The sequence below is a fragment of the Vreelandella massiliensis genome, assembly GCF_900155385.1.
Lineage (GTDB): Bacteria > Pseudomonadota > Gammaproteobacteria > Pseudomonadales > Halomonadaceae > Vreelandella > Vreelandella massiliensis.
In genome coordinates, this window is sequence record NZ_LT699744.1 from 809,455 (window position 1) to 825,593 (window position 16,139).

At 63.1% G+C, this 16,139-nt stretch carries 5 protein-coding genes; all 5 read right to left on the reverse strand.

What is annotated here, in order from left to right; genetic code table 11:
- Positions 1 to 12: 12 nt before the first annotated feature.
- The 5 genes from pyp to BQ9846_RS03790 all read right to left on the reverse strand — a co-directional run bounded on the left by pyp (position 13) and on the right by BQ9846_RS03790 (position 16,132).
- Positions 13 to 390 carry a photoactive yellow protein gene (pyp, locus tag BQ9846_RS03770; RefSeq protein WP_075879266.1) on the reverse strand — a complete coding sequence of 126 codons (378 nt, stop codon included), beginning with the start codon at positions 388 to 390 and terminating at the stop codon, positions 13 to 15.
- A gap of 163 nt (positions 391 to 553) precedes the next feature.
- Positions 554 to 4,705: a hypothetical protein gene (locus BQ9846_RS03775; RefSeq protein WP_075879267.1), complete on the reverse strand. Its 4,152-nt coding sequence runs from the start codon at positions 4,703 to 4,705 to the stop codon at positions 554 to 556.
- A gap of 56 nt (positions 4,706 to 4,761) precedes the next feature.
- On the reverse strand, positions 4,762 to 10,524 hold the full coding sequence (locus tag BQ9846_RS03780; protein WP_075879268.1) for an SPOR domain-containing protein: 5,763 nt from the start codon (positions 10,522 to 10,524) through the stop codon (positions 4,762 to 4,764).
- Positions 10,521 to 12,977, reverse strand: a complete 2,457-nt coding sequence (locus tag BQ9846_RS03785; RefSeq protein WP_075879269.1) for a hypothetical protein — start codon at positions 12,975 to 12,977, stop codon at positions 10,521 to 10,523. The genes BQ9846_RS03780 and BQ9846_RS03785 overlap by 4 nt, the downstream gene beginning before the upstream one ends.
- Positions 12,974 to 16,132 carry a poly-gamma-glutamate biosynthesis protein PgsC/CapC gene (locus BQ9846_RS03790; RefSeq protein ID WP_083651454.1) on the reverse strand — a complete coding sequence of 1,053 codons (3,159 nt, stop codon included), beginning with the start codon at positions 16,130 to 16,132 and terminating at the stop codon, positions 12,974 to 12,976. Before BQ9846_RS03790 ends, BQ9846_RS03785 begins: the two co-directional genes overlap by 4 nt.
- Positions 16,133 to 16,139: the final 7 nt, after the last annotated feature.

Consider the following 16,139-nt stretch of genomic DNA (forward strand, 5'->3'; position numbering starts at 1 on the left):
TGTGGGCGAGGTTTACAGCCGTTTAACGAAAACCCAATAGGTATCGCCTGAAATCGCCTTTTTCATATGCACCTTCACCTTGGTGGGCTGCATTTGGTAATCAAACACGTACTCAAACATCGTGTTCAAGTCGCCGCTTTTCACCCCTTCTTTGAAGCGGCCTTCGAACTCTTTGCCTTGGGTGCACGGCGCGACTTCTTTGAAGAAGTTTTTACCGATCACACTTTTCGGATCGCGTCCGGTAATGCCCCCTTCGGCGGCGTTGTACTGCAAAATCTTGCCATCCTTATCCAGCTGGATAGCGCCAAAGGCGAGCTCATCCAGCTTTTTGTCATCCATCGAGGCTAAGCTATTTTCAATGTCGTCGCTGCCAAAACGCACCATCTCCATGACGGTCTCCTTGTGAAAGCTGCAGGTTGTAGAGGCGGTTAAGTAAGCCTCACGCTTAAGTTAGCAGCGATGAGTTGCGCATGCAATAGTTGTATAGCTTTTGTACGACTATAGGCCGAGCGATCGGCTAACGCTCGATAGGGCACCCTCTTTTCAAGGTGCGTCAGCGTGAAAGCCAGCCGCCTTTCTGACGGCTGTCCAAGGATTTGAGCTCCTTGGCGGCGCGCGTGCTGCTGATACGCTGCGTCGTGAGGTCCCGATAAATACGATCGGCCCGGCGCCGGCGGCGAACGGCATCGCCCACATCGAGAAACGCCTCGAGAAATCCCAGCAGGGGTTGCCAGAGTCCGTGATGGGCTGCCACGTCAGCATCGTCTGTCTTTTCCAGGGCCTTGCGCCTGGCCTCTAGGCGCTTTTCGATTAGCTCGAGTTCCGCCTCGGCTCTCTCCTCCTGTGCCAGGGGGCGCTCGCGAACCTGCTTGAGCAGCGCCTGCATGTACTCCATTGACAGTACGCCGTACGCCTTGAATTCACTCAGAAACTTGAGGGCCTGGCGAGCCTGGCGCGAGTCGCCGTGAAGGAGCTTCTCGCCGGCGTGATACAGGCTGTCCCAGGCCTGCCAGCGGTAGACCCAATCAAGCCCGGTGCCCTTGATGTTCTGCATGCCGATGATGCGATTGGTGTAGCCGGGGGGTGTCCGCTCGGCAACGAGATCCACCAGCGCCTCGCCGCTGACGGTGGGCGAGGGCACTACTTCCAGGCGGCCTTTGAACCATTGCCACAGAAGTTCCCGGGCATCCTTCTCGAGCGCGCTCTTCTCAAGAGAGGCAGCGGATTGCCGCGAGGCCAGCCGCTGGTCGAGCGCATCGAATCCCTTCCACTCCTTGAGAGTGATCCGGTGCTGCTCAAGAACGGCCTTTCTGCACGCCTCGGAGAGCTCTTCCTCGAACGCGGTCAAGCAGGGCGAGGGGTCGTCCAAGTGGTCGTCGAGCTCACTCTTGTCGGGGGTTACCTCAAGGCCTTCGAGCATCGCCGCGAGTCTGTCGATCACCGCCTCTCGCGAGGTGGGCACTCGCAGGTGCTGGGCTTGTCGCCGCCAGGTGTCGCGGGGGGAGGCCTCCTCGGTGAACAAAGAGGCGTCGGCGTAGCGACGCTCCCAAGCCCGCTCGATGTCGTCCATCAGCCCTTCTAGGTTGGTGCCGATGAGAAAGTGCCTATCGGCGCTGATGTCGTTGACCAGGATATCGGCAAAGACACGCGAGCGTGCTTGGCGGTCGGCACGGTTGTTGATCAGCGTCGTGACCCAGACGCCGGGGTCTTTCTGGGGATCTTGAGTGTCAAAGCCCATGCGGTGCCAGTTACCAAGAGCACCCAGGCGCTCATTGGCCGACATGCCGTTGGTGAACGTAAGGGTGCGCCCCCGCACCCGGGCGGGCGGGTACTCTTTCAGCGCGCCAAGATCCGGGATGACGTGATCGGCCATGGCCTTGAGGGCGAAGAGCGGAGAAAGCCCGAGTGTTTCGGCCAGGCGCACCACCAAGGCAATGTTGGCCGGATGCTCCGCGTAGGGAAAGCGCGCCAGTATATCTTCGGGCAAGAGCGCGATATTGATCCAGTCGCTGTGAAAGCAGCGCGTGTCAAGCTTACGGCACGTCTGCTCGAGGATGGGCAGCATCTCTTCTTCGCTGGTGACCAGGGACCCCCGGCGCGGAATAAACTCGGTCATGACCTGCGGGATATCGATGCCGGCGGGACCCTGGATATCTTCGTGGTCAGGGTAGGTGTTGGTAATGGTGGCGATGTCGTCGCGCATCCACTGCTTTTGCAGTATCTGGACGTAGAAGGCGCGAAGGCCCATGCACTCCCACAAAAAGACATCCACGTCGAGCTTTCTTGCCAGCTTGGTGATGGACGCCTGCTCCCAGATGGTGGCCTTGTCGTAGGGGCGAAAGAGCAGCATTTCCTGCAGCGGCCGGTGGCTTTCGCCGTGGAGTAGCACGGTTTCGCTGCCGGTGCTCTTGGATAGCACCTCAAGGCCGAGCCCGTTGAATAGGGCAGCCTTGAGGCGCTCGGTTCCCGATTTGCCGCGCGTTCCCCAGCCACCGATCACTAGCGCCAAGCCGTTGCGGGCGCGCCGGGTCGTGGCGTTGGTAACGGCATGGCGCCCGAGAAAGAGCGCGCCCATGCCACCCAGAAATACCATCAGCTGGCGCAGGCTGTTTTGGTACAGCGAGACGAAGTAGTCGGTATAGCGCTGCCACCACTCCAGCAACAGTGGCGATAGCCAGGCCAGCGAAAAAAAGCGCGTCACCGCCGGGTCGGCGGGCAGTGCGTGGCCCTCGAAGTCGGTATGGGGACGAAAGCGGACCTGAAAGCCGAGGCGCCTGAGTGCTTCGACATAGCCCCTTACCGACATCCCGCGCCCTGGCTCCCAGTTGCGCAGCCTGGCATAGCGCGAAAAGCCGAAGGTGAGCTTGAGCCTTGCCTTGAGGCGGGCGATGAAACCCTTGGGTGGGGTGATCTCGGTGACGCCCTCGCTGGTGTAGAGGTGCATCGGCTGGGTCGGCCAGCCCTGGTCGAGGCTTGAAATAAGTTGATCGACCAGCGGCAGGTAAGGGCGCCACCCAGCCTCTTCGGGCATTTGCAGCGGCTCGCCGGGCACCTGAGTGGCGCTCAGCTCGGCTAGGCGCGCCGAGGGCACTTGCAGAAGTCCGTAGTAGACGCGTCCGAGGGTGTGATACCCCGCCTGGCGCTTGGAGGCGGAAGCGTGGGTCATCTCGTACCACAGCCGCCAGAGACGAAAGCGAAAGCGCTCCCAGCGCCGCCATGAAAGCCGCCGGCCTTTGACACTCACATCCAGCCCAAAACCCTGCTGGGTGAAGAGACCCAGCACCCGCCCCAAGCGATCCGCGTCCACGGCTCGGGGGAGTTTCAGCCGCCGTGTCTTTTTCGCGGGGGTGTTATCCAGATGGTGCTTGATGTGCTCGTGCAGTGCCCGGGCCTCGGGGTCGGCCAGGCACCAGAGCCGCTCGCGTGCCTGGGCGGCCCAGCGCCGCACCCGAAAGTCGAGGGCCTGGGTGTTGAGTCGGGTGAGCACGCCAAGGCCCTCTTCGGCCCAGGTATCGATGTCATCCTGGCGCTCTTGCTCAAGAAGCACGAACGCGATGGCCGGTATCCCATGGCAGTAAAGGCGCAGGGTGGTCGCGCACGTCTCCTCTCGCGTGTTGCTCTCGAGCAGGCGGCGCACAAGCGGCAGCGTATGCGCATGGGCTTTTACCAGGCGGGGCAGGGCGTGTACGGCAAGGTTGCGTACCGCCTGGGCCTCATCCTTGAGTGTCAAATGCTCAAGCAGGCTTTCAAGCGCCTGAGGCGCCCGGTCTACCAGCAGCTCAATCAGTGCCTGGCGCACCGTGGGGCTGTCGTCACGGCAGGCGCTTTCCAGCAGCGCCGGGGGGATCTTTTCCTGCGCTGCCAATACCTTGACGGCGTGCTGGCGCACGAAGAAATCGTCGCCCTTGGCCGGGGAGGCAAGGCGCCGCTCAATGATGGTCAGCACTTCTTCATGGCCCAGAGCGCTGAGCAGGGAGAGCGCCTCGGTTTGCAACCACACCGGCTCGGCATGATCCATCGCCAGGCGGTAGGTACTGCTTAGGGTGGCGTTGCTCAGGCACGCTTCGTGCGCGCTTTGGGGTAGGGCGCGAATACACGCCGACAGCGCCTTGAAAGCGGCCAGGCGGACGTTGTGATCGCCATCGTGCTCAAGTAGGCCACTTAGGTGCCGCTCCAGCGCCAACCGCTGCCAACGCTCGAGCACGCGGCTTTCACCGCCTTCCTCGGCCTGGAGGTGGGCGGCACCCAGCACGCCGAGGCGCTCTAGGCTAACGCTTAGGTGACGCTCGCAGGCGGCATACTGCCTGCGGTAGCGCTCGCTGACCGCATCGGCGCCGAACCAGCGCTTCAAGGCGCGCCGGTCGCCTTGAAGCTTGAACCCGCTGGCGCCGAGGTCGCGGGCATGGTCGAGTACGTGGGCCTGGATCTCGGCTTCCGAGCGGGCGCGATTCAGACGCCGCCTAAAGGCTTCCTGTGCCGCCCTGAGCCGTGCCATCTCCCGCTGGCGATCCGTCAGCCAGTCGAGCAGGGTCGCCAGCAGCGTTCTGCGCAGGCTGTCCTGGTCCCGGCTCGGGGCCCGGCGCTCCTCCTGATGGTAGAAGCGCAGGATGGCGGCTATTTGGTGGCGATGCAGCCGCTGCCAAGTCGCGGAAAGCCCTTCGGTCAAGACCTCCTCAAGTTGCCCGTTGGCGTTACGCGGCCGCATATTTCTGCCCAAGATGCCTCTTTCGGTTAAATCCCACTGCCTGTGCTGTGCCCTCTTTAATCACGTTGCACCATAAACGTATCGGTAAGCCCCATGGCACTCAGCCGCTGGCGGAGCGTCTCGACGCCTTGCGCATTTGTGCCTACCTGGACGCGATAAACGCCACCACCGTCCACCAGACGGGTTGGCGCATCTAGCTTCCGGTCGATTTTTGTTTGCAGCTCAAGCGCGGCGGCTTCTGTGCTCAATGCCATGACTTGCAAATAGCGGTCCACGTCATGGGGGATGGCCGTGCCACGGGTTTCCCGAGAGGTCGAGGGTATGGCCACCATGAACGTATCGGCAAAGCCCATGGCAGTCAGTTGTTGACGAAGCGCCTCGACGTCTTGCGCATTTGCACCGACCTGGACGCGATAAAAGCCACCGCGGTTCACCAAGCGTGTGGGGGCGCCGAGTTGGCGATCGAGTCTCTCCCGTAGCGCAAGGGCCGAGGCTTGCGTACTCAACGCCACTACTTGTAGATAGCGATCCACGTCGTGGGAAGCCGGTGGAGGTGCTGCTCTATCGGCTGTCGTAGCATCGCTAACGTACAGCGGCGTCAGGCGGTTGGTATCAACATGCGAGCGCTGCTGAGCACGGCGCAGGTTCACGAAGTTCATTTCATCTGGGCGCATGAAGGGGCTCAGGCGCCCCTGATTGTCGTCAAGGGAGAAGTTCAGCTGCCAGCGCGTGGCCTCGCGCTGAATGTCGTAGCTCACTTCGGCGCCCAAGGCCAGGGCGTTGGAATCCTTGCCCCAGCGCAGCCAGTCGAGGCTCAGGAAAAGATCGGAGCGGTCGAGCGAGCTTTCGCGGTCATCGTCGGCCAGGTAGTGGCGATAGCGCATGCCAGCTTCGGCGGCAAGCGGGCCGAACAGCTGACCGGCGGCCGCTTCCAGGCGCCAGTGATCCGGCGACAGCAGATTGAGATCCTCGTTGCTGACCACCGCCCCCTCGAGATACCAGCGCTGATCCCGCCAGGGCCACCAGGTGAGGCGATCGCCAAGGCTTAGGCTGCGCCGGTGATCGGCGGTATAGGGCGTGAAGATATCGGGGTCGATGTTGTCCAGGGCTGAGGCGGGCACGCTGTCCAGGCTCAGCCAGTGCTGATCGAGAACAAGCTCGGGTTCATGGTCAAGCGTGGGGGAGAGTTCGTACTCTCTTGCCAGCCGTGTTTGCAGCTGTGCCGACCAGAGCCGGTCATCCACCCCGGAAATGCTGCCGGGTTGCACCTGGGCTTCTCCGTACAACTGCAGTGTCCAGGGGCGTTGGGCGGGGTAGATATCCAGCCATTGGCGCGCGCCGAACAGCGATTGGCCACCCTCCAGGTGGCGCAGAAAAAGATCGCTTTGGCTGTAGATAGACGTATCGTTCAAGCCGAGGGGGTGATCAAGACGCTTACGGTAGCGCAACCCGCCCTCGATGGAGCCTGAATCCTGAACCGAGGTGATGGCATCATCGCTGCCCGCCAGACGCTTGTCGATATGCAGATAGAAGCCTGGGCTACCCGGGGTGGCCCCCGGTTCCTGGCTGTCGTGGGCCTGCCAGGCCAAGGGGGTGGGGAGCTCGGGCGCCTTTGGACCTTCGGCTGGCGCCGCCAGGGTTTCCTGTCGCGTTCGAGACGCCAGCGGTGGGCTTTCAGGGGCCTCGCGCAAGGCGTAGAGGCGGTAGTAGCGATCCTTATCCGTGGCCGAAAGCACCAGCGTCTGCAGGCCGGGCTCAATATAGCGGTAGCGGGGTGGGGTGCCGCCCGGCCGCCACTGCTCGATACGCACCCAGGCCGGGCCTTTGAGCTGAAAGCGCACCGGCTGGCTGGGCGAGGCAATGTGGTAGAGGCGATCGCTGGCGGCTTCCTCCTCCAGCGGGGAAAGCGGCGCATCGGTGCGCCTGAGCCTGGCGCTGACAAACTGCTGCTGGGCCGGTTCTTCGAGCCAGAGGCGCAGGGCATGCACGCCTTCATCGAAGGAGAGAGGCAGACGCGCGCGGGGCTCATCGAGGGTTACCCGTCTCGGGGGGCTATCATCAATCTGCACCATCACCGTGGCGGGAATGCGCCGGTTATAGGGCAGCGCTTTCTGCTCAAGCGCAAGCGTCAATGCAACGGGCTGCGGGTAGTCGAAGGTCAACCCTCGGGTATCGCGCCCGTGCAGAAAAAAGGCGTCATTGGTCTCGTCAAGCAAGGCCTTGCGCACTCGGCTAAAGGGGGCTTGCCACTGCTTCTCGAAGGGCAGCGGAAGAACGCCGGCATTCTCAAGACTGGTAGGCTGAAGCTGCCAGCTGAGCCCTTCCAGGGCCTTGTCACGTATGTCCCGCAACGCCGGCAGATGCGTATAGGGCTTGGTCAGGCGGGCGATCCTGGCGGCCAATTCGTCATGGCGCTGCGGTTTTTGCTGCATTTCCCAAAGCAGGGTCATCGCCCGGGCATGGGTCTGCTCGGCATCGGGTACGGGGTCAGCGGGTGAGGGGAGCGGTGTCTCCAGGGCCACGGCATGGCTGCCGGGCGGCCATCCCGGGGGCTCGACGGGCCGGGCGGGAAAGCGTAAGCCGGCAAGTGAGTGGGCAAGCGCAGGTGTTGCTGCCGGCTCGAGCCCGCCTGCGTCTATCAGCCCATGGGTGTAGAGGCTTTCGGCAGGCAGCACGGGAAGCGGCACTGCCCGGCAATCGCTGATCAGCCGGTAGTCGGGCCTTTGCCGTGTGTCGCCGGAGGGCGCCTGAAAGCTGCCCGCAGGCGAGAGCAGGGCGCGCAGTGCCAGCGGCATCACCGGCGGCAGTATGGCCCAGCGGCTTTTGGGTTGCCACTGATCGATCTGAAACAGGTGAGCATGGGTTTGCGGCTGTAGGCGCAGGCGCTGCAGCCCCGGCGGTATCCGCAGCAGCACGTCATCAGCGATGCTGGTCGTCGGCTGCCCTGCGAGCGGCGCCAGGTAGGGATTTATCGGCTGGGCAGGCAGCGGGTGCAGACGGCGTTCGCCGGCGATTTCCGCCACCAGCCAGTCCAGGTCCTCCGGGCTATTGTCGGGGTCGAGCCGGCGCGCCTGGACGCGCAGTATCCGCGGCCCGACGACCTCTATCTCCACCGGCGCCTGCGCGGTGGCGCGAGGCAGCACCAGTGGCTTGCGGGTGACCTCGCTTTCAAGGGTGGCAAAGCCCGCCGACTGCGTTACCTCAGCCGTTAGTGAGTGCCACTCAAACCCCTTATCTGAGTCCAGGGACCAGGCAAGCCAACGCTCCACCGCCGCTTCGCGGGCGGCCCTGCCGGGGGTTGCCAGGGCGGCGGCAATGTTGCGGGCCTGTTGCAGCCGGGAGAGAGCCTTTTGACCGGCGACGCCGGCCGCTTTCCAGTGCCTGGCGGCTTCTTCGTCGCGCCCTCTGCGGGCGGCTTGCTCACCGAGCAGATAGGCCCGGCGAGTGGGTGGCAGCGTTGCCAGCGCCTGGTCGGCTGCGATCGGCCACTCGGCGTCAAAGGCGGCAAGCGCGAGCCAGTTGGGCGCTTGGCCGAGCCTTGCCAGTACCAGCCCCAGCTGGGTCGCCCAGAGCGGCTCGCCGCTTTGGTGAAGGGCTTGGCCCAAAGGGTTGAGCAGGGTTGGATCCCCTTCCCGGAGAAAGCGTGCCGCGAGCAGACGGATCTGGCTGTTCCAGTCCTGGGTCGCCTGGTACTGCGTCAGAAGGTCTTGGGTGGCAAGCTCGCGCGCCTGTGAGTCCGCGCCCAGAAGAGCCGCCGCCTGGCGCTGCCTGAGAGCCGTGAAGTGCTCGTCCAGGGCCTTGAGGGCTTGCTGGGAGAGCCGGTAGGCTTCGGCATTTTGGCCGTAACCCAGGCTGCCGAGGGCTTCCATCACCTCAAGCCACTGCTCGTTGGCGGCGGCCTTGCGTGCGGCACCAAGCCGGGCCTCAAGCCGCACAGGGCTCGGCGGTGAGTTCTCTGGGTGGAGGTGATCAAGCCAGGCGGATTGCGCGGCGTGCAGTTCGCGCAGCAGCGGGTACCACTGATTGGCCAGGGCGCGCTCGGAGGAGATAACGGTTGGCAATGGCCGGGAGGCGGGGTCCGCCACGGCCTGAAAGCGCTGGTGAAGGTGAGCCACCAGCGCCACGGGAGGCTGGCTTTCCAGAGCTTTCAGGTAGGCGCTTTCGTCCGCAACGAAGGGCTGGCTGGCGCGGTACTGCAGGGCGAGTTTAACGGGATGGCTCGCTTCCACCCGTACCCTGGCCACGTGCCTTGGCAGGTCGAGCTCGATACTCGCCACGGGCAGGTGGTGGCCCGGTTCGCGATGGGCAGCAAAGAGCCCCTCAAGCGTCGGGGGAATCCGCTTTTGCAGATGGGACAGCAGCGCCTCTTGGGGCGAGTCGACCTCAAGGCCGTCAGGGTCAAGCGCGAGCAGCCGGGCCGGTCCATCGTCATAGCGCACGCGCAGCGTGGCTCCGGAGGCTAAAAAAGGCGTTGCGACCGCCAGGCGCAGTCGTGAGGGGCCTTCACGTGGGGGGAGCGGGTAGCTTGTGGGGCTCGTCCCCAGGCTGACGAAGGCGCCCTTGGACATCTGATCGAAAATCCCGCTGCCTTGACGAGCATCCTGAAACGCATTGCTGAGAAAATAGCGGGGCGCATCGAGAAGCTCACCGGGGGCAACCGCGCTGAACCAGGCGGCCTTCGTGCGCGTCGGTTCGGCATCGGGGTAGAGGTTGCGAAAGAAGCGCTGGCGGAATTCGATGTTCGCGGCCAGGGCGTCAGCCACGGGGTCTCGCTGGGTACCGGGTGCCGGCGCCAGCCGGGCAAGCGCAAGGTCGGCGGCCCCTTCGAGGTGATTGCTGCGGGCCAGGGCGTCGATCTCGGCAAGGGGGTTGCCGTTATGGGCCAGGGGCGTGTTCAGCAGCTGTCGGGTGCGCGCCTCGACCGTCGGCTCGGGTGCGTTGCTTTCCAGAAAATAGGCGTGCCGCTCGGCGTGCTCAAGGCTGATCAGCAAGGCGTTCCGAGCGCGCAGGCCAAGGCGGTGGCGCCCCTTCGGGATGACCAGATAGCGTCTTTCCATGTCGCCGTGAAGCAGGCAGCTGTCGGTGTCCCGGCGCTGGGCATTGGGGGTGAGCTGGGGGCGACGCGGATCGGTCGGCTGCCAGTCGCTGCCATCCAGTTGCCACTCCAGGCCGGAGCGCGGTGGGTCGCTGTAGTATGCAGGAGCGCCCGGACGGCTTGCCAGCGCCAGTACCGCCGGCCCCTTAACCTCTCGATAAACGGCGTTTTCAGCGGGCAGTTCATAAGCGGTCACCTGGCTGCCGTCCTCGTTGTATAAGCGGACCTTGGGCAGTGGCAGATCGAGCGGGCGGTAGGTATCGGGTGCGTCGATGGGGTCCGGTTCGGCGACTAGCAAGCGGCCATTGTTCGCCCCCTCCAGACGGGCGTAGCCGGCTTCCGACGCGTTGGCGATGTGAAACCACTCCCCCGACTCGGTGCCGGTTGTCCACGCCACCGCTTGCCAGAGACGGGCATCCCGGGAAAGCCAGAGCCGTGGCGGGCGGCTTTCATCCTCGCCCTGCCAGCGCAGATACCCAGGTGCCGGCACGGCGAAAAGCCCACTATTCGGTGTTTCCAGACCGGCTTTTTCAAGGATTACCGCCTCACGGGCGGGCCGCCAGATGAGCCGTTCGCCCTGGTGGTTGCGGTCGAGTGCATGCAGTGGGTCTGCCGAATAGACAGGGGGCAGTGCCAGGGCCAGAGCCGGTATCAGAAAGCCCAAAAGCAGCGGCAAGGCCACTAGGCATGTTTTTCGCAGGGTGGCTTGTGAGTGCAAGATCATGGGCTCTGCTCGGTGAAGGTTTGGATGCGCTTGTATTCGCCGGGGAGGATCTCGTAGACGACGAGGTAACCAGGGCCGCCGCTTTCTCGGGTGAACGTCAGCTCAAAAGGCCCCTCGGGAAGATCCTCGCCCAGCTCAAAGAGCAGCATCTGTCCGTCAGCGACGTCTTCGCTCTGGTGATCAAGCACATAGCCCTGCGGACGCGTCGCGCCCTCGGGTCTGATGATGTAGCGCTGCTCTGTGTTTGTCCAGGCGGTTACCGGGCCCGAGGCAAGACGACCGGCGTTGAGGCGGGCGTGAATCACGCTGGGCCGGTTCGGCTGAGTGCGGTAGAAACGCGCCCCGATGAGCCGCGACGCTTCGGGGTGGGCCGGCAGGGTGAAGTGCAGCGGCTGGTCCTTCAGGCGGTAGCCTAGGCGCCGGATGTAGCCCTCTTCATTGGGATAGCGATAGTTCAAAAGCCACTCGCCGGCACTGCTTGAGTCGAGCGCGATGCTCTGTCTGCCGGTTGCCGTACTTGGCAGAAGAAGACTTCCGCGCCTGCCGCTCAAAAGGTGCTCGCGCCTCTGGCCACCCAGACGGACGCTCAGGCGGAAGGGCTCGGCCGAGTCGCGCAGATAGATCAGCTCGGGCTCGATTCGGTGATCGGCGAGGGGTGTTTCAAAGACAACGGAGGCCTCGATGGCGTGCTTTGGGCTTCCACTGCCTTCGTTTCCACGGTCTTCCGCCAGCGGCTGAAAATAGACCGGCAACCCTTGGGGGCGAAGCTGCGCTAGGTTCTCTGCCGGCAGCAGCAGTCGTGCGCCATGGGCGCCACGCTGAGGTTCCAGGCCCTCCCACGCATAGTCACCGGCAAGAAGTGCCGGATTGCGCTCGGGCGGGCTTGACTGCAGATGTAGCACCACGCTCTGGGTAGTGGCCGTTCCGGCCGGCAGGGGGTCGAGCAGAAACCATCGCGGCCGTGGAGACGCGTCCCCCTTCCAGGGATAGTAGTCCTCGGGCACACGCCTTGTATGCGCCAGGTCCGGCGGGCGGGTATAGGCGCTCACGAGAACCGAGTCATCGCTTGTGATCTCGACCCGGCTGACCTGGGGGGAGAGGCGAAAGAAGAAGCTTGCCGGTTGCGAGGTGTCGGCAATGGCCGGCGTCGAGGCCACCCGATCGAAGGCCGAAGGCGGCAGGCTGGGCGTCAGCTCGCCTTGCTCGAGAAGCTTATCTTGGGCGTCGTAGAAACGGTAGGTGGCTTCAGTAGGGGTCTGAGCCGGCAGCGGCACCCCCTGACCAAAAGCGCGCAGGTCCAGCCGCAGGGGCGTGCGGTGGTGTTCATTCGGCGTTAGCCGGTAATTGACTCCCCCTTGTCCGGCCTGATGGGCGCGCAGATAGAGGGGCTCGGGCAGGGCGCTGGTGTGGGGGCTCTCAGCCGGAAAGATGTCGAGAAGCCCGGGCCTGTTTGACTGCACAAGCACAAGGCCCTTTTCGAAGTGCCGCGGCATACGACCGAGTGCTCGTGGCAGCTCAAGGGATTCAAGGCGGGCGGGTTCAAGCTCCTCGGTCAGTTGGTGAAACGTCAGCCGCAAGGGGGCGCCGCCGTTTTCCAGATCCCTGAATTGAACCACGTAGTCGCCGCTGGCTGGGATGGGGACAACACCAAAACGCTTGCGATCGATATAGCGTCCGGGCGCCTGAACGGTCAGTGCCGGGTCGACGGTGGATTCAAGCCCTTCGACGCTGAAAAGCCGCCCTTGTGGCGGGCGGGTGCCCAGGGGTGCCGTGGGTCGCCAGCGGGTCTGCAGCAGGTGGCGTTTCTCCTGTTCGCTCAAGAGCACCGGTGGCGCGATGATTGCCTCGGAAAGGCGCTCACGCTCTGCCTGGGCCAGGCGCTCCCACTCCACCGCTGCTTCTCTCGGGCTCTGGCGCTCTTCACGGTAGAAGCGCAGGGCCAGGTTGCGCAGTGGTTCTGTCAAAGGCTCGGCGCGTAGCTTCAGGTAGGCGGCGTCGGGCAACGCCTTGAGGTTTAAGTTGAAGGCCTGCCCACTGGCCACCGATAGCTCTTGCTCGGCGTAGAGGTAGGGCGGCACCGGCGTTCCCGCCTTTTCCAGACGTGGCGGCAACCGGGTTTCATGGGTGTATCGGCCTCTTTTCAGTAATCGGCGCTTGTCATCCAGCACCTCGTAGACCAGGGTATAGCGCAGCTCCGCCTCTCTGGGGGTGTCCGGCGCGACGCCTGCGTGGGTCAGCAGGCGCACTTGGCTAGGCCGATTGATAAGAGGAAAGGTGAGCCATTCATCCCCAGAGAGAAAATAGACTCGGGTGGTATGGGTCTCAAGGTCCAGCGTTTTTACGAGCGCGGGCAAGCTGGTGGGTAGTTGCCAGAAAGGGCGCAGGGCGTGATACCCCGCGACGAGTAGCGCCGAGAGCAGTGCCAGCAGAAAAATCCGGCCTATCCACCTCATCGCGGCCCTCCTGTGTCCCTCTCGCCTGATGAATGCAGCAGGAAGGCGCGGCTGGCGGCAAAGGCCTCAAGCCTTGTTGCCAGGTTATCGTCGGTCTTGAACGTCAGCGTTTTCTGGCTAATGGGCGCCAGATTGGCTAAGGCTAAGAGATGCTCACCATCCGTTGTGATAAGGAGAAAGGCCTGATCGGTATCCGGTGTCAGTAGGCGGGTGAGGCGGTAGCCTGGCATCTGTTGCAGCTGGCGCAGAGCCATGATGTCGCCGGTTAGGTGGTAGCGAAAGAGCAGGGCGCGCATGGCCGTCGGTAGCGACTGGCTGGCAACGCCGCGCACCGTTGCCTGCTCGGCGAGAGGTGCTTTTACGGTCTCGATGCCCAGTGCCTGAAATTGGGCCTTTTGCTGGCGCCTTTGGGATTGCGGGGCGAAGGCATCGCGTGCCTGGGACGTCAGCCAGAGGCTGGCAAACTGCTTGTTGCGTGTGGCGTCAAGGTATTGCGCCTGGGCATTGAAGCCTACCTCGTAGCCGGCGGTGCTTGCCTCGCCTTGCCTTTCCTTGAGCTTAAGTCCCAGTGTCGAAAGCCCGGATTCAAGCTCACGGCCCAGTGGCGTGCTGGAAAGCAGCGGCTCTCCTGTCACGGCAACGCCACTGGCCAGTGCCACAAGGCCCGGCTGGGAAAGAGCGGGCAGGTTTTCCATGCCCCGTACCTGGCTGATCATAAGCGGGGCATCACCGGCCTCGCGCACCAGCGTCTGATGCACCTGGTTGAATAGATGCAGTGGCGGTGTGGGATCGAGCGCATCAAGCTGGCCCGCGGGGTTGGGGAAGGGGTGCCGGCCGGCGATTAAAAGCGCCTTCGCCTTGAGCTGCCGGAAAAGGGCCACGCCGGCTTCCAGCGTATGCTGCTCGAAGAAGGGCCTTGGTACCTCGACCAGCTGCGCCTGCGACTCACCCACGCGGAAAATATAGGTGCCCCATGGGGGGCGGCTGTTTCTGTTGGCTGCTTCAAGCACGAGAAATGACGCATCAGACGTTGCAAAGCGAATAAGGCAGTAACCCACCCCCCGGGCCAGGCTATCGAGGTAGGCCAGCTCTTGTTGGCCGGCTCTTGAGTCAAACGCGGGATGCTCGATCAGCTTGAGCAGCGGCGTCAGCACTTCCCGGTCGAAATACAGCAAAGTGGCGAGGCCCGGCTCGATGAAAGTGGGCTGGCCAACGTTGCGAAGCCGTACGGCCCGATCGATCAAGTAGGCGTGAAGCGAGCCTTGGCGTTCTCGTCGGCCAGCCTCCGGTTGAGCGTTGTGCTCGATAAGCGAAAGGGCAGTGTTTCTCGACAGCAAAAGCTCGGCAAAGCCGCCGGCTGTGGACTCGCGCTGGATGTTGTGGTCCCGAGGGCTCTCCCATCTCAGGTTCACACGACCAAGCACCTCCTCCATGGGAGTTAGCTTGAGATCCGCCGGGAGCTTCTGTTTTACCCGCAGGGCGGTTTCATGGTGGGTGGAAGTGAGGCGTAGCTGCAGGCTGTTTCCCGGACTCATGTGGCGATGAAAACGGTGAAAGAGAGTGTCGGGATGTCGTGTCGCATCGATGGCGCCTTGCGCGGGGGAGCGTAGCGTGATTCCGCCGATGGCAAGCGCTGCCGCCTTTTGTTGATGAAAAAGCGCAAGACCGGCATCAGCGGCACCGAGTTCACCGCCATCCGGTACTTGGATCACAAGCTCGCTCTGGGTACGGGTGTCGATGACATAGGTGCCGAAGCCTCTTGGCAGCGTGTTTTCCCGCAGTACGAGGTAGCGGTCTTCCAAAACCCGTAGGTCGTAGTCGAGCTTGCCAAGCATCAAGCGCGCACGCTGCAGGTGGCGGGGGCTTCTGTTGCGGCGAAAATCTTGCAGGGTAGAAAGGGCGTCTTCAAACAGCGTCAGCTGCTGAGACGTCGGCAGAGGCGTCGTTTCACGCTCGATGCTGGCGTATTCCAGGATCCGCTGGCGCAGCATGAAGGATTCAAGCGTGGTGTCGCCTATCATGGGGGTGGGCGAGACGGGCGCCTTCGGCTCATCCATCAGTTTGAGCGGCAGAAGGCTCAGGGCAAAGCCGAAAAAGCTTGCCAGGATCACCGCGACAAGTGAGGTCTGAAGGGTTGCCCGGGTGACGAGAATGCCGATGTCCTTGTCGTGGATCTTAATCGCCAGTAGGGCGGAAATCAGGTAGCCAAAGGCGAAGTAGCTCCTGGCGTCGATTTCAGGAGCCCACTCGTTTAGCGCATGGCCGAGAAGCAGCTTGTAGACGAGCCCCAGGGTGAAGAATAGGAAAAGCTTGCGGGCGCCAGTGAGAGTGGCAAGCGAAAGCCAGGGCAGCTTGAACAGCAATTTCACCATCAAGAGCAGCACCGCCACTTCTATAAAGGTAAACGCCAAAGAAACCGGCTGATACCACTGCAGCGCTAGCAGGGAGGGGATGATGATGCCGTTGAACTCCCAGGCGTAATGCAGGTTCATGCGCGAGGCAATCAAGGCCGTAGTCAGAAGGATGATGTAGGCCTTGGGGCTATCGAAGATGGAGCTTGCGATATCCTCGTAGAGATAGGCGAGGTTACCCAGCGAGAAGTTGGTAAGCGCCATCAGCCCGAAGCGCACCAGCACAAAGGTGAGAAAGAGCGTAACCAGAAGCCAAAGGGAGCCGCGCACCAGGCCCGGCTTCCAGAAATTGTGGGCGATGAGGGCGACGATGATCAGCCCGAAGCTGTGCAACTGGTTTTCATAATCGAACCGCAGGCCGAAGTGCTGATTGGCGTAGGCGCCTATATCGGGAAGCAAAAAGCCGTCGAACACCACGCGCACGGCAACGCTTGCCAGCAGAATGGCGAAGAAGCGCTCGCGACCGAAGAAGTGGGCAAGCCCCAAATAGCGTCCGCCCAGAGCGGAAATACTCCAAACCAGCAGGTAGGTGACGATGCCCTCGGCGATGATCACCGCCACGTTCCAGGGGCGAAACAGCAGCAGGGGGACCAGATAGCCGGGTACCACCAGGCCGGCAAGACTCCAACCCAGACGCAGGTTGAAGAAAGCCACTACCCCAACACCTACCCAGACGGTGGTGATAACGGAGCTTGCTAGGCTTCCCTCGGGGAATATCGGCAGGACCGGGAGCTCCCAGCTCATCGGGACA

Excerpts from the sequence above, each read along its gene's own strand:
- pyp (WP_075879266.1), bottom strand. The coding sequence starts at position 390 with ATGGAGATGGTGCGTTTTGGCAGCGACGACATTGAAAATAGCTTAGCC.
- BQ9846_RS03775 (WP_075879267.1), bottom strand. The coding sequence starts at position 4,705 with ATGCGGCCGCGTAACGCCAACGGGCAACTTGAGGAGGTCTTGACCGAA.
- BQ9846_RS03780 (WP_075879268.1), bottom strand. The coding sequence starts at position 10,524 with ATGATCTTGCACTCACAAGCCACCCTGCGAAAAACATGCCTAGTGGCC.
- BQ9846_RS03785 (WP_075879269.1), bottom strand. The coding sequence starts at position 12,977 with ATGAGGTGGATAGGCCGGATTTTTCTGCTGGCACTGCTCTCGGCGCTA.
- BQ9846_RS03790 (WP_083651454.1), bottom strand. The coding sequence starts at position 16,132 with ATGAGCTGGGAGCTCCCGGTCCTGCCGATATTCCCCGAGGGAAGCCTA.